11 protein-coding genes are annotated in these 13,991 nt (G+C 71.6%); 8 read left to right on the plus strand and 3 right to left on the minus strand.

The window, feature by feature from the left end; translation table 11 throughout:
• Positions 1-3 precede the first annotated feature (3 nt).
• Both galE and KKZ08_RS15050 read left to right on the plus strand, forming a co-directional pair.
• Entirely contained in the window at positions 4-996 is a 993-nt protein-coding gene (gene galE, locus KKZ08_RS15045) for a UDP-glucose 4-epimerase GalE (RefSeq protein WP_223774932.1), read from the plus strand.
• A gap of 118 nt (positions 997-1,114) precedes the next feature.
• Positions 1,115-1,279, plus strand: a complete 165-nt coding sequence (locus KKZ08_RS15050; RefSeq protein WP_223774933.1) for a hypothetical protein — start codon at positions 1,115-1,117, stop codon at positions 1,277-1,279.
• A gap of 27 nt (positions 1,280-1,306) precedes the next feature.
• Here the strand turns inward: KKZ08_RS15050 and KKZ08_RS15055 are convergent, their stop codons facing one another.
• Entirely contained in the window at positions 1,307-1,975 is a 669-nt protein-coding gene (locus tag KKZ08_RS15055) for a TetR/AcrR family transcriptional regulator (RefSeq protein ID WP_223774934.1), read from the minus strand.
• Positions 1,976-2,121: 146 nt separating this feature from the next.
• Here KKZ08_RS15055 and KKZ08_RS15060 point away from each other — a divergent pair, with 146 nt between their 5' ends.
• The 5 genes from KKZ08_RS15060 to KKZ08_RS15080 all read left to right on the plus strand — a co-directional run bounded on the left by KKZ08_RS15060 (position 2,122) and on the right by KKZ08_RS15080 (position 11,447).
• Complete coding sequence (locus KKZ08_RS15060; RefSeq protein WP_223774935.1) at positions 2,122-3,042, plus strand: ABC transporter permease; 921 nt, start codon at positions 2,122-2,124, stop codon at positions 3,040-3,042.
• Positions 3,035-3,817: an ABC transporter ATP-binding protein gene (locus tag KKZ08_RS15065; protein ID WP_223774936.1), complete on the plus strand. Its 783-nt coding sequence runs from the start codon at positions 3,035-3,037 to the stop codon at positions 3,815-3,817. The genes KKZ08_RS15060 and KKZ08_RS15065 overlap by 8 nt, the downstream gene beginning before the upstream one ends.
• Positions 3,818-3,910: 93 nt before the next feature.
• Complete coding sequence (locus KKZ08_RS15070; protein ID WP_223774937.1) at positions 3,911-7,516, plus strand: bifunctional glycosyltransferase family 2 protein/CDP-glycerol:glycerophosphate glycerophosphotransferase; 3,606 nt, start codon at positions 3,911-3,913, stop codon at positions 7,514-7,516.
• A gap of 23 nt (positions 7,517-7,539) precedes the next feature.
• Complete coding sequence (locus KKZ08_RS15075) at positions 7,540-9,774, plus strand: CDP-glycerol glycerophosphotransferase family protein (protein WP_223779063.1); 2,235 nt, start codon at positions 7,540-7,542, stop codon at positions 9,772-9,774.
• Positions 9,771-11,447, plus strand: coding sequence for a glycosyltransferase family 2 protein (locus KKZ08_RS15080; RefSeq protein WP_223774938.1), 1,677 nt, complete (start codon positions 9,771-9,773; stop codon positions 11,445-11,447). The genes KKZ08_RS15075 and KKZ08_RS15080 overlap by 4 nt, the downstream gene beginning before the upstream one ends.
• A gap of 12 nt (positions 11,448-11,459) precedes the next feature.
• Here KKZ08_RS15080 and KKZ08_RS15085 read toward each other — a convergent pair whose 3' ends face one another.
• On the minus strand, positions 11,460-12,020 hold the full coding sequence (locus KKZ08_RS15085) for a GNAT family N-acetyltransferase (protein WP_223774939.1): 561 nt from the start codon (positions 12,018-12,020) through the stop codon (positions 11,460-11,462).
• Complete coding sequence (locus KKZ08_RS15090; protein WP_223774940.1) at positions 12,011-13,258, minus strand: helix-turn-helix transcriptional regulator; 1,248 nt, start codon at positions 13,256-13,258, stop codon at positions 12,011-12,013. The genes KKZ08_RS15085 and KKZ08_RS15090 overlap by 10 nt, the downstream gene beginning before the upstream one ends.
• A gap of 248 nt (positions 13,259-13,506) precedes the next feature.
• Here KKZ08_RS15090 and KKZ08_RS15095 point away from each other — a divergent pair, with 248 nt between their 5' ends.
• Positions 13,507-13,923, plus strand: coding sequence for an ATP-binding protein (locus KKZ08_RS15095; protein ID WP_127912532.1), 417 nt, complete (start codon positions 13,507-13,509; stop codon positions 13,921-13,923).
• The last annotated feature ends 68 nt before the right edge of the window (positions 13,924-13,991 follow it).

A 13,991-nucleotide genomic window follows, 5' to 3' on the forward strand; every position in this document is an offset into this window, starting at 1 on the left:
ACCATGACCTGGCTGATCACCGGCGGCGCCGGATACATCGGGGCGCACGTCGTCCGCGCCATGACGGAGGCGGGCGAGCGGGCCGTGGTCTACGACGACCTGTCCACCGGCATCGCCGAACGCCTCCCGGCGGGCGTCCCGCTCGTGACCGGCTCGACGCTGGACGCGGAGCTCGTCGCCCGCGCCCTGAAGGACCACGCCATCACCGGCGTCATCCACCTGGCGGCGAAGAAGCAGGTCGGCGAGTCGGTGGAACAGCCCCTGCGCTACTACCGCGAGAACGTGGAAGGCCTGCGGGTCCTCCTCGAAGCGGTGGTGGAGGCCGGGGTCCCGTCCTTCGTCCTCTCCTCCTCCGCCGCGGTGTACGGCATGCCGGATGTCGACCTCGTCACCGAGGAGACACCGTGCCTGCCGATGAGCCCCTACGGCGAGACGAAGCTGGCGGGCGAGTGGCTGGTGCGGGCCACCGGCCGCGCGCACGGCCTGGCGACGGCGTCCTTGCGCTACTTCAACGTGGCGGGGGCGGCCTCGCCCGAGCTGGCGGACACCGGCGTCTACAACCTCGTCCCGATGGTCTTCGAGAAGCTCACCGCCGGTGAGTCCCCCCGCGTCTTCGGCGCGGACTACGCCACCCCGGACGGCACCTGCGTACGCGACTACATCCACGTCGTCGACGTGGCCGAGGCCCATGTGGCGACGGCCCGCAGGCTCGCGGCGGCGGCGCCCGGCACGGACCTGACCCTCAACGTCGGCCGGGGCGAGGGCGTCTCGGTGCGCGAGATGACGGACCTCATCAACGACGTGACGGGGTACGCCATCCCCGCCGAGGTCACCGGCCGCCGCCCCGGCGACCCGGCCCGCGTGGTGGCCGCGGCGGACCGCGTCGCCACGGAACTGGGCTGGACGGCCAAGCGCGACGTGCGCGACATGATCACCTCGGCGTGGGCGGGGTGGGTGCGGCTGCATCCGGAGGCGGGCGCCCGCCCGGGGGTGTAGCAGGCCCCACCATCGGTCCGGGGGAGCGCCCCGTCGTTGCGGCGGCCGACCGGTGACAGCGTGGGTGCCGGGCCGCCGCACGGCGCGCCGGCCACCCGCCCCCGGAAGGAATCACCCCATGAAGGCCCTGCTCTGGCTCGTCCTGGCCGCCGCTGTCGCCGTCAACGTCTCGACCAGCCTCGTCTTCGACGGCGTCCAGCAGGTCCTGATCAGCGTCGCCACGGGCGCCGTGGCGCTCGGCACGGCGGTGACGCTGTACGTGACGCGGCGCCGCGACGCCTGAGCAGCCGCTTTCAACGGCCGACGCCGCTCAGAGCGCCCGCAGCCCGGCGGCCGTGGCCGCCGCGAGCCGGCCCAGGTACCCCTTGGGCAGCTGGGCCCGCACCACCACCGAGCGCCAGTAGAGCGGCCCCGACACCAGGTCGAGGGCCAGCTCCTCGTCGGCCCCCTCCCGCAGCTCGCCCCGCTCGACGGCGGCCCGCACGATGCCGCTCGCGACTCCGTGCTGCCCTTCGCGCAGCGCCTTCTGGAGCGCCTCGGCGATCTCGGGATTGCGGGCCGCCTCGGCCTGGAGGTCGGGGATGATCTGCGAGGCGACGGGGTGCCGCAGGGCGCGTGAGGTCACCTCGTACAGCAGCCGCAGATCGCCCTCCAGGGAGCCGGTGTCCGGCGCGGGGAGCCCCTGGACCGCTATGGCCGACACCAGGTCGAGCACGAGGTGCAGCTTGGAGCGCCAGCGGCGGTAGACGGCGGTCTTGCCGACGCCCGCGCGGCGGGCGATGCCCTCGATGGACATGCGCGCGTACCCGACGGAGGCCAGTTCCTCGAAGACGGCGGCCCGGATGGCCTCGGTCACGTCCTCGCGGAGCACGGCCGCTCCGGCGGGCGCCCTGCGGCGCGGCCGTGCCCCCGTGGGCGCGCCCTGCTGCTCGCCCTCCGGCCCGCCCGCCTGTTCACCCTCTGGCCTGCTCGTCGTCATACGGACAGCATAAGCAGGGCCTGGCGTCACGACGATACGGTTGCGTTCCGACGTCACGAGGTCCTACGCTCGGCGTTGCGACGATACGGGACCGTCCCGACGTACGCCGCAGCCCTCCGCAGCCTCCCCGAGCGAAAGCCACGGATGTGAGCCAGGACCTCGACGCACCACCGCCCGCACCCCCCACCCAGGCGGCCCCCCTCTCCCCCGCCGAACTCGCCGCCCGGCACGGCCTGACCGTCAGCGGCGCCCGCCCCTCCCTGCCCGCGTACGTCCGGCAGCTGTGGCGGCGCCGCCACTTCATCACCGCCTTCGCGACGGCCAAGCTGACGGCCCAGTACAGCCAGGCCAAGCTCGGCCAGCTCTGGCAGGTGATGACCCCGCTCCTGAACGCGGCGGTCTACTACTTCGTCTTCGGCGTCCTGATGGACACCAAGCGGGACGTGGAGGACTACGTCCCGTTCCTGGTCACCGGCGTCTTCGTCTTCACGTTCACGCAAGCGTCCGTCATGGCCGGCACCCGTGCCATATCGGGCAGCCTCGGCCTGGTCCGCGCCCTGCACTTCCCGCGGGCGTCGCTGCCCATCTCGTACTGCCTGCAACAGCTCCAGCAGCTGCTGTTCTCCATGGCCGCGCTCGTCGTGATCCTGCTCTGCTTCGGCGTCCCGCCCGCGCCGTCCTGGCTCCTGGTGATCCCGGTCCTCGTACTCCAGTTCACGTTCAACACGGGCCTGGCGCTCGTCATGGCCCGGCTCGGCAGCAGGACGCCGGACATCGCGCAGCTGATGCCGTTCGTGCTGCGGACGTGGATGTACGGATCCGGGGTGATGTGGAGCATCGACGCGGTCCTGAAGGACCGGGGCCTGCCGCACGCCGTCCAGGTCCTCCTGGAGTGCAATCCGGCCGCCGTCTACATCGACCTGATGCGGTTCGCCCTGATCGACACCTTCCGGGCGGACCAGCTCCCGCACCACGTGTGGGCCTGGGCGCTGGGCTGGGCGCTGCTCGCCGGGATCGGCGGGTTCATCTACTTCTGGAAGGCAGAGGAGACGTACGGCCGTGGCTGAGACAGAGCGGACCCCCGCCCCCACCGTCATCGTCGACCAGGTCGACATCGTCTACCGCGTGCACGGCACCGGCGCGGGCCGCGGCACCGCCACCGCCGCGCTCAACCGGATCATCGGCGGCCGCGGGAGGGCCGAGGCACGCGCGGGCACGCGCACGGTGCACGCCGTCAGGAACGTGTCCTTCACGGCCTTCAAGGGCGAGGCGATCGGCCTGATCGGCACCAACGGCTCGGGCAAGTCGACGCTGCTCAAGGCGGTCGCGGGACTGCTCCCCGTGGAGCGCGGGCGTATCTTCACCGACGGCCAGCCCTCCCTGCTCGGCGTGAACGCCGCGATGATGAACGACCTGACGGGTGAGCGCAACGTACGCCTCGGCGGGCTCGCGATGGGCATGAGCCGCGAGCAGGTGGCGGAGCGCTACGACGACATCGTCGGCTTCTCCGGCATCAACGAGAAGGGCGACTTCATCACGTTGCCGATGCGTACGTACTCCTCCGGCATGGCGGCCCGCCTGCGCTTCTCCATCGCGGCCGCCAAGGACCACGACGTCCTGCTCATCGACGAGGCGCTGGCCACCGGCGACCGCTCCTTCCAGAAGCGCTCCGAGGCCCGCATCCGCGAGCTGCGCGAGCGCGCGGGCACGGTCTTCCTGGTCAGCCACAACAACAAGTCGATCCGCGACACCTGCGACCGGGTGCTATGGCTGGAGCGCGGCGAGCTGCGGATGGACGGCCCCACGGCGGACGTACTGAAGGAGTACGAGAGGTTCGCGTGACCGCGCGGCTCAAAACCGGACAGGTAGCCCTTTTGTCGCATCAATATGCGCATCCTTACACTATGGGAGCGTTTAGCAACAGAAGGAGTGCGCGTGCAGCCACGGCTGAGTGTTGTCGTCCCCGTCTACAACGTCGAGCTCTACCTCGACGAGTGCCTGGAGTCCCTGGCGGCCCAGACCTTCACGGACTTCGAAGTGGTCATGGTCGACGACGGGTCGACGGACGGCAGCGCGGCCATCGCCGAGGCCTTCGCGGCGGCCGACCCCCGCTTCCGCCTGATATCCCAGGAGAACAAGGGCCTCGGCGCGGCGCGCAACACCGGCGTGCGGGAGATGTCCCCGGGCAGCGAGTACCTCGCGTTCGTGGACAGTGACGACACGCTGCCCGCGACGGCGTACGCCCTGCTCATCGAGACGCTCGACGCCACCGGCTCGGACTTCGCGGCGGGCAACGTCACCCGCTTCCGCTCCGCCGGGTACGTCCAGTCGCCCGTGCACCGCGTGCCGTTCGCGGCGACCCGGCTGCGTACGCACGTCTCGAAGTTCCGCCCGCTGCTGACCGACCGCACCGCGTGGAACAAGGTCTACCGCCGCTCCTTCTGGGAGAAGCACCGGCTCGCGTACCCCGAGGCCATGCTCTACGAGGACGCCCCCGTCAGCGTCCCCGCGCACTACCTCGCGGACGCCGTGGACGTCCTGAGCGAGCCGATCTACAACTGGCGCGAGCGCGAGATCGGCGAGCGGTCCATCACGCAGAACCGCACCAACCCGCAAGGGCTCATCGACCGCGTGAAGTCGATCCGCATGGTGCGCGAGTTCCTGCTGGCACGCGTCGGCGACGATCCGATGTACGCCGAACACCTGCGGGTCTACGACAACAACGCCCTCGCCGAGGAGATCCCGCTCTTCTGGCGGGTCCTGCCCGGCTCGGACGCCGCGTACCAGGAGGCGTTCCTGGAGCACGTGGGCCGCCTCGTCCGGGAGATCGGGCAGGACGCGGTGCGCGCGCTGCACGTGCCGCACAAGCTGAAGCTGTATCTGACCGTGCACCGGCGCCTGGACGAGCTGATCGCGCAGCTGGAGTTCGAGAAGGAGCACGGCGGCTCGATCCCGGTCACCGGGACGCTGCACCCGAAGGCCGACTACCCCTTCCTCGACCCGGCCGCCCCGGTGCCGGACGCGGTGCTGCGCCTCGGCCCCGAGCTGCGGCTGCGCAGCCGCCTCGATGAGGCCGCCTGGCACGACGGCAAGCTGTGGCTGTCCGGCTGGGCGTTCCCGCGCCAGCTCGGCGCCGAGTCGCGGAGCAAGGCGCTGAAGTCGCTGATCCTGAAGGAGAAGGGCAGCCGCCGCAGGGTCCTCGTGCCTGCCCGCGCCCATCTCGACCCGGAGGCCACCGTGGCCTCGGGCGCCGAGTTCCGGCACGCCGACTGGGCGGGCTTCGGGGCGCTGGTGAACCCGGCGCGGCTGCGGCACCGCGGCAAGTGGGTGGACGGCCTGTGGTACGTGCGTGTCGCCGTGGCCGGCACGGGCTCGACGCCGCGGCGCGGGCCGCTGTACGGCGCGGGCACGGGCTCCGGGCAGACGCCGCCCGCGCACTGGGTCACCGAGGACGTCCGCGTCGCCCCGCAGATCCAGGACGGCGAACTGGCCATCCGCGTGGAGACGGCGCACGCGCGCGCCCTGGAGGTCCGCGCCGAGGGCAGCGGCCTCCTCGTACGCGGTGTGCTGCGCACGGCACCCGACGGCGCGGCCCGGCTGCGCATGCGCCACCGCGAGTCCGGCACGATCCGCACGGTCCCGCTGGACCTCGGCGTCCCGCGCGAGGGCCACGTCCCGTTCACCGCCCAGGTGGACACGGCGGCCCTGACGGAGGTCCGCGAGGACCACGAGCGCCTGCGGCCGACGCAGGCGGAGCGGTCGATCGGCCGGTGGGACATGTCGGTGGAGATCGTCACCGGGACCGGGACCGAGGCCGGGGCTGAGGCTGGGGCCAGGTCGACCCGCCTCGCCCTCATCCTGGACGACCGCGAAGGCTTCTCCGGCGCCCAGTTCCCGCACGGCGACCGCGCGATGTACGCCCGCCGCAGCCCCGGCGGCTACCTCCAGCTCTGCGACCAGCCCGCGCAGCCGCTGGTCGACCGCGTCTCCGTGGCCCCCGACGGCACTGTCACCCTCACCGGCAGCTATCCGGCCCAGGGCGCCTGCGACCTCGAACTGGTCCTGCGCCAGACCTGGTCGGGCCACGAGTACACGTTCCCCGCCCGCGCCGAGGGCGGCCGCTTCACAGCGCGCTTCGTCCCCGCCCCCACCCACGCCCACGCGGGCGCCACCCCCCTGCGGGCCGGCTTCTGGTGGCCGTCCGTGCAGAAGCCGGACGGCTCCCGCACCGCCGTGCAGCTCGCCCCGCCCGTCCACGCGCACCTGCCCCTGGAGGTCGTGGCGCACGGCAAGCGCGTCGAGCTTCAGGTCCGGCAGTACGACCAGCTGGCCCTGATGGCCCACTCCGAACTGCGCCCCGACGAGCGCAGCCGCTACCGCCAGACGAGGCTGCGCACCGAGGCCTACCCGGCCGCCCGCCACGAGCCGCTGCGCGAGGCCGTCCTGTACGACGTCTTCGGCGGCCGCATGTACGGCGACTCGCCGCGCGCGATCCACGAGGAGATGGTCCGCCGGGGCCTGCCGGTCGAGCACCTGTGGGTCGTCAAGGACGGCCAGTGCCAGGTCCCGGCCACCGCCAAGGCGGTGCGCGTGCACAGCCCCGAGTACTACGAGGCGATGGCCCGCTCCCGCTACATCGTCGGCAACACGCACTTCCCGCGCTGGCTGGAGCGGCGCGAGGGCCAGCAGATCGTCCAGACCTGGCACGGCACGCCGCTCAAGCGGATCGGCTTCGACTTCGACAACGACCACTTCGCGAGCACCCAGTACCTGATGGACCTGGACCGCGAGCGCCACCAGTGGACGATGCTGCTCTCCCCCAACCGGTTCAGCACGCCGATCATGCGCAGCGCCTTCCGGTTCGGCGGCGACGTGGAGGGCGAACTCCTGGAGGCGGGCTACCCCCGCAACGACGTGCTGCTCGCCCCCGACCGCGCCGAGCGCGCCGCCCGCGTACGCCGCGCGCTCGGCCTGCCCGAGGGCAAGAAGGTGGTCCTCTACGCCCCGACGTGGCGCGAGGACAAGCAGCGCCACCGCGGCGGCTTCCTGCTCGACCTGCGCATCGACCTGGAGAAGGCGCGGCACGAACTGGGCGACGACCACGTCCTGCTGATCCGCCCGCACGCGCACATCGTGGAGCCGGTACCGGGCGCGGGCGACGGCTTCGTGTGGGACGTGGCCGGCTACCCCGACATCATGGACCTGCTCCTGATCGCCGACGTCCTGGTCACCGACTACTCCTCGGTGATGTTCGACTTCGCCGTGACGGGCCGTCCGATGCTGTTCTTCACGTACGACCTGGAGCACTACCGCGACCGGCTGCGCGGCTTCTACTTCGACTTCGTCGAGCGCGCGCCGGGCCCGCTGCTCCCGACCTCCGACGAACTGATCGCGGCACTGCGCGACGTGGACGCGATGAGTGCGCCGTACGGACGGGCGTACGACGACTTCCGCGCCGAGTTCTGCGACCTGGACGACGGGCAGGCCGCGCGCCGCGTCGTGGACCGGATGCTGGCCCACCGAGGGACGACCACCGCATGAGTACGCAGGAGGGGAGCACCGCCATGCCCGAGGAACAGAGCGCCGTCACCGCCGGGCCCGTGCTGAGCGTGGTCGTGTACGGCCGCAACGTCCAGGGCCACCTGGCCGCCGGCCTGGACGCCCTCGCCGCGCAGGCCTCGCCGGGCGTCGAGGTGATCGTCGCCGCGGTGGGTGGCTCCGCGCGGGACACCGCGGCCGGCCGGCCGGGCGTCACCGTCGTCCCGCTGCCCGAGGGCACGGACGACGCGGCGGCGCGGGTGGCGGGCGCCGAGCGGGCGGGCGGCCGGTGGCTGCACTTCGTGCGCAGCAAGGACACCGTGCCGACGGGCGCGCCGCGTACGGTGGCGGACCGCGTGCTGGATCTCCCCGCCGGCGTGGACGTACTCGTGGCCGACCACGTCCGCTCGACGTGGCGCCACCAGGGCATGCCGAGCCCCGACGGCAAGCACCTCGCCAGGCAGGGCCGCCGCGATCTGCCGCCGGCGGACTGCCCGGACCTGCTGCGCGTCACGCCGCTGCTCGGCAACCGCGTGCTGCGGGCGGAGTTCTGGCGGGAGCACGCGGAGCACCTGGCGGGGCATGACGAGACGTACGCGGCGTACGCGGCGCTGCTCCTGGCAGGCCGTATCGCGACGCTGGACCAAGTGGCGTTGAACGTACGGGAGTTGCGCGCCGAGAGCCTGCCCACCGGCCGCCCCGAGGAGCGCTTCGGCGTCATCGACCGCTATGAGTCGCTGCTCGCCCTCACCGCGGACCTCGGCCTGCCGGCCGCTCCCCGCGCCGCGCTCTACGACGTGATGGCCGGCGACTGCCTGCGGGTGATCGCCCGCGAGAAGCTGCCCGACCCCGTCCGCAGGGAGTTCTTCCACCGCGCCTCGAAGGCCGCCGTCGCGTGGCGGCCCGAGGGGTACCGTCGGCCGGGCGGCCTGGAGGGCGTGCGGCGCCGCATCCTCGAAGAGGACGCGTACACGAAGTACCGCACCTTCCAGACCGCCAACCAGCAGCGCCGCAAGCTGCGTTCGGCGGTCGTGGCGCGCAAGCACAAGGTGGGCGTGAAGGTCCGCGACCTGCGCTACCGCAGGGAGCTGGAGCGCCCCGTCGACCCCGGCCTCGCGGTCTTCACGGCCTACTGGGACCGGGGCGTGGCGTGCAACCCGGCCGCCATCGCGGCGAAGCTCGCCGAACTCGCCCCGCACATCCACCCGGTGTGGGTCGTCTCGGCGGCGAACGTCCCGCTGCTGCCGCCCGGCACCGACCACGTCGTGCCCGGCACGCGCCGCTACTGGGAGGTGCTGGCGCGCGCCAAGTACCTGGTGAACAACGTCAACTTCCCCAACGCGGTCGTCAAGCGCCCCGACGCCATCCACGTCCAGACCCACCACGGCACGCCGCTCAAGCGGATGGGCCTCGACCAGCTCGACTACCCGGCGGCGGCCAAGGGCCTGAACTTCCACAGCCTGCTGGAGCGCGTCGACAAGTGGACGTACAGCGTCTCCGCGAACAGCCACTCCACACAGATGTGGGAACGCGCCTACCCCTCGCGTTACGAGTCCCTCGACTACGGCTATCCGCGCAACGACGTCTTCTACAGCGCGACGGCCGCCGACATCCGCGCGATCCGCGAGCGGCTCGGCATCGCGCCGGGCAAGCGGGCGATCCTCTACGCGCCGACCCACCGCGACTACGAGGCGGCCTGGACCCCGCGCCTCGACCTGGCCACGCTCGCCGACCGCCTCGGCGAGGACACGGTCCTGCTCGTGCGCGGCCACTACTTCTACGGCGGCGCGACGTCGCCGCTGGCGGGTCTGCGCAAGAGCGGCCGGATCATCGACGTCTCGTCGTACGACCCGGTGGAGGACCTCTCCCTCGCGGCGGACGCCCTGATCACGGACTACTCCTCGATCATGTTCGACTACGCCAACCTGGACCGACCGATCGTCGTCTACGCCGACGACTGGGAGACGTACGCGAAGACGCGCGGCGTCTACTTCGACCTGATGGTGGAGGCGCCGGGCAAGGTGGCGCGCACGCAGGAGGAGCTGACGGAGGTGTTCACGTCCGAGGCGTGGCACGACGAGTCGGCCGCCAAGGCACGCAAGGCGTTCCGCGAGCGCTTCTGCGAGTACGACGACGGGCGCGCCGCCGAGCGGGTCGTGCGCCGCGTCTTCCTCGGCGAGAGCGAGGAGTCGCTGCCGCCCGTGACCCCGGTGGACGAGCGCACCCCGGCCCCGACGCCCGAGGAGGCGACGACCCGATGACGTGGACACCCGATGTCACCGTGACGGTGATCGTCTACAACGACGCGGAACGGCTGCCGCGCGCGGTGGCGTCCCTGCGCCGCCAGACGCACGAGAACATCGAGATCGTCATCAGCGACGACCACTCGACGGACGACACGCCGTCCGTGGCACGGCGGTTGGCGGCGCAGGACGACCGCATCACGTATCTGCGCCTCCCGGAGAACAGCGGCGGATGCAGCGCGCCGCGCAACCGCGCCCTGGACATCGCGCGCGCCCCGTACCTGATGTTCCTGGACAGCGACGACGAACTCCCGGAGCGAGCGGTGGAGTTGCTGCTCGCGGCGCACCGCGAGCGCGAGGTGGACTTCGCGATGGGGGCGGTGGAGCGGGTCCGGGTGGACACGGGCCGCACGTCGACGTGGATGCCGCACTTGGTGGCGGAGCACCGCACGGTGGAGGGAATCGAGGTGGAACCGGCTCTGCTTTTCGAGCACTTGTCCACGAGCAAGATGTACCGCCGGGAGTTCCTGGACCGCAACGACCTGCGCTTCCCGGAGGGCATCCACTACGAGGACCAGCTGTTCTCGGCGCAGGCGTACTGCCTGGCGAAGTCCTTCACGGTGATCCCGGACCCCGTCTACCGCTGGTACATAGCCCCCTACGAGGCGGCGGAGTCGGCATCGATCTCGAACCAGCGCCACAAGCTGACGAACGTACGGGACCGCATCCACGTACAGCGCCTGATAGACGCTTTCTTGCAGACGAGCGGCCACGAGGGCATCAAGGAAGCGAAGGACTACAAGTTCCTGAAGCACGACTTCCGGATGTACGCGGGTGACCTGCCGTTCCGTGACGAGGAGTGGCTGACGGGCTTCGCGGACCTTGTGAACCCGTACCTGGCGGAACTGTCCCCCGGTGCGTACGCCCGCCTGCCCCGCGCCGAGCGGGTCGTCCTCCAGCTGATCCGCGACAACCGCCTGGCGGACGCGCGACTGGCGGCGCGGGGCCTGGGCCACGGGGTGGCGCCACGGGAGACGTCGATGGACGCGGAGGGCCGGGTGTACTGGGGCGCGTACGTCCCGGAGTCGGAGAGGTCCCGCGCCGAACTGGACCTGACGGACCAGGGCCTGGACTCCCGTCCCTTCCCCAGCGCCCAGTTCCGCCACGAGATCACCCGGGTCGACCGCGGCCCGGGAGCCACGGTCGTCCTCACGATCCGCACGTACGACCCGGGCCTGCGGCTGCCGGTGGGCCCCCAGGTGGCCACGCTCCTCCTGGCCCCGGGCCACCGCCGCATGAAGACCCCCTTCCGCCTGGACCCGGTCCGCCCCGGCGTCTTCGAAGGCACGGCCCACTTGGACCTGACGGCGGCCCCCCTCCCCCTCAACGGCTTCGAGGGCACCCGCCACCCGGTCCTGCAACTGACCTCGGGCACCCTGCGCAACACGTCCCTGCTCCTGGCTCCCCTGACGTTCCCCACCCTGCGGGCCCGCATCGACTACCGGGGTGGCGCGCTCCCCCACGAGGTCACGGTGGAACCGGAAGGCCGCGCCTCGGGCCGCCTCCAGCTGCGCTGGACACCGGTGGGCGTGACGGCGAAGGTCGTACGCCCCCTGGCGCACAGGGCGGGGAGGAAGGCGGGGGCGCGGGTGCGGGGGGTTGTGCGGTTGGTGGCGAGCGTGGCGCGGTGACCTTGCAGTCCTTCAGCTCTCGGGCCTCGTGGAGGTACCGCAGGGTGCTCGAAGGTCCTTGACCATGACCGCGAACACCGGGGAGTCGGCGAACGGTTGCTGCTCGCCGACCCCGGTGTACCCCCACGACTCGTAGAGGGCCCGTACCTTGGGGTGGGTCACGTCGACCAGGAGCACGGCGAGGTCTTCCGTGCGCTCCTTCAACAGTGCTCCGTGCAGGCGCTCGGAGATGCCGCGTTTGCGCCAGCGCGGGCGCACCATCACCTCGGACACGGCGTAGGTGGAGGAGCGGCCGTCCTTTGGCCGGTATCCGGTGGAGCGCCACCATTCGCGGCCGGGGGCGAGCGGGGCGCCGTAGGCGAAACCGGTCGGTTCGTCCTCGTCGTACGCCACGACGCAGGTAAAACCCTCCCTGCTCGACCAGTGGTCGACGAACCAAGGGAAGCGCTGGTTGAACGGGTCGTCCATGGCGTCGGCATAGGCGTCGGCGTGGACGTCGACGAGCAGTTCCCGGAAGCCGTCGGAGAGGTGTCCGTACTCGAAGTGCCGCAGGTTGATCACGCTCAGCTCCATTCGGTTCGCATGCGGTCCGCCCAGTCGCGTGCGCAGGCGGTGGAGGGGGCCAGGGCGAAAAGGTCCCGGTGGAAGTCGCCGATGAGGATGCGCAGGCGCCCTGGAAGCGGATCGCCGTCCATGATCGTGAAGACGTCGGCGGCAGTGGCTGTGGCCTGTTCGACGTCTCCCTGGTGCAGCTGCGCGAGGGCAAGTTGTGCGGTCGCGAGGGATCGGTTTCGGCGGAAGCCGGGCGGGATTCTGGCCAGCGCACGGTGCGCCATGGCTTCGGCGTGGGCGTGGCGTCGGCTGCGGTTGTTGACGATGGCGCCGAGATGGTCGAGTTCGGCTTGGCTGTAGAAGGCCGTCCACTGGGGGCGTTCGCGCTCCGGGGCCTTCGCGAGAGCGTCCTGGGCAGACCCCAGTGAGCGGAGGGCACCGCGGCTGTCGCCGAGCGCCGCGTACGCGAGAGCGGCGCGGATGCGTCCCAAAGAATCGAAGAACGGGTCGCGGCGGGCCGCTTGAGAGGCTTGTGCCGCCTGAGCGGCCGCGAAGGCTTCGTGCCAGTCGTGACGCTGCGCGGCGAGACTCGCCATGCTGACCCACACGCTCACTTCTGTGGGGCCGTCCTGGGAAAGTCCGGCGTACGTCGTGGCTTCGTTCAGATATCTCTGCGCCTGGTCGAGGTCGCGGGCGTCGATGCAGGACCATGCGGCCGCATACGTGTAGTCGGCGGCCAGCGCGTACAGGGCTCGGCGGACGCGTTCGCCGGCGTTGCGCCGCTGCAGTTCCAGCACGCTGTCGCGGCCTTTGAGGGCGGCTTCCTCCAGATCGGTGTGCCCGCCTTGCCGCTGGTCAGTCGTGACGAGCGCGTGCAGCCCGGCAGCGGCCCGGGCCACGTCCGCCATGCCGACCGCCCGGCGCTGGGCCACCAGCGGAACCGTGGCGGCCGCGGTCCCGGTGGCCGAGGCGATGAAGGTGCGGCGCCGCACGGGGTCCTCCTGCGGGTGGTGCATGGTGCGTGGTGCGCTGAGCCCCAGGTGCTCGACAGGGCATCCGAACACCCGCTCAAGAGCTGCGCATGTACGCCCGATGGGGCGGCGGGACGTCCCGTTCAGCAGATTGCGGATCGTGCGGGCGGAGACGTCACCGGGCCTGCCGGTGATCCCTGCCAACGCAGCGTTCATCCGACCGGCCAATTCTTCCTGGGTGAGCCCGAGTTCGTCCATCCGGCTCTTCAGGACGACGTTCGCTCCCATGCCGTCGACGGTAGACGTGCGGACATGACCGAGCCAGACCCCTTGTAACGGGTACGCAAAGTCTTCCGGTTCGAGGGAGTCGGCGAGAGCCCGGCCTTTCCTGTTCCGCGACAGCCGTCGGCCGTTGACTGGGTATCAGCTCGTCGAGGTCTGGTTGCCCTTCCCTCGACGGCATGGAGGAGAGCCCGTCACGACGCCACCCTGGCGCGGGGGCGGGCGTTCACCCCGGAGGGGATGTTCCTGTGACCATGAGCGCGGCCAGCCCTACCGCGACCGGCAACCCCGGATACACCGAGACGATGCCGTGCAAGCCTGCGTCCGCTCGCCGGGCGCGTCTGCTCGTCTCCACCGCCCTGCACGCCTGGGGGATAGGCGAACTGGCCGAGGTCGGAGTGCTGATCGTCGCCGAGCTGGTCAACAACGCCATCGACCACACCCGGTGCCGAGTGGTCCGCGTCCTAGTGACCCGGCCCGCGGATGGCGTGGTCCGTATCGGCGTGGCCGACAAGTGCAAGGACGTACCCGAGAGGGGAGACCCCGACGACGACTCCGAGGAGGGGCGCGGCCTGTTCCTCGTCGAGGCGCTGAGCCGGAGATGGGGCTACGACCGGAAGCGCTGGGGCAAGGTCGTCTGGGCAGAGCTGGAAGCACCGGCCAAGCACTGAAGCCCCCGGGCGCCTTACGGCTCCCGGGGGACGCTCCAAAGCCTCGGGGGCCTGGCGCGTGAGACGAA

Source organism: Streptomyces sp. 135, from assembly GCF_020026305.1.
Taxonomy (GTDB): domain Bacteria; phylum Actinomycetota; class Actinomycetes; order Streptomycetales; family Streptomycetaceae; genus Streptomyces.

What these genes read in the sequence shown, in the direction of transcription:
- galE (WP_223774932.1), top strand. Translation starts at nt 4, where the DNA reads ATGACCTGGCTGATCACCGGCGGCGCCGGATACATCGGGGCGCACGTC.
- KKZ08_RS15050 (WP_223774933.1), top strand. Translation starts at nt 1,115, where the DNA reads ATGAAGGCCCTGCTCTGGCTCGTCCTGGCCGCCGCTGTCGCCGTCAAC.
- KKZ08_RS15055 (WP_223774934.1), bottom strand. Translation starts at nt 1,975, where the DNA reads ATGACGACGAGCAGGCCAGAGGGTGAACAGGCGGGCGGGCCGGAGGGC.
- KKZ08_RS15075 (WP_223779063.1), top strand. Translation starts at nt 7,540, where the DNA reads ATGCCCGAGGAACAGAGCGCCGTCACCGCCGGGCCCGTGCTGAGCGTG.
- KKZ08_RS15080 (WP_223774938.1), top strand. Translation starts at nt 9,771, where the DNA reads ATGACGTGGACACCCGATGTCACCGTGACGGTGATCGTCTACAACGAC.
- KKZ08_RS15085 (WP_223774939.1), bottom strand. Translation starts at nt 12,020, where the DNA reads ATGGAGCTGAGCGTGATCAACCTGCGGCACTTCGAGTACGGACACCTC.
- KKZ08_RS15090 (WP_223774940.1), bottom strand. Translation starts at nt 13,258, where the DNA reads ATGGGAGCGAACGTCGTCCTGAAGAGCCGGATGGACGAACTCGGGCTC.
- KKZ08_RS15095 (WP_127912532.1), top strand. Translation starts at nt 13,507, where the DNA reads ATGAGCGCGGCCAGCCCTACCGCGACCGGCAACCCCGGATACACCGAG.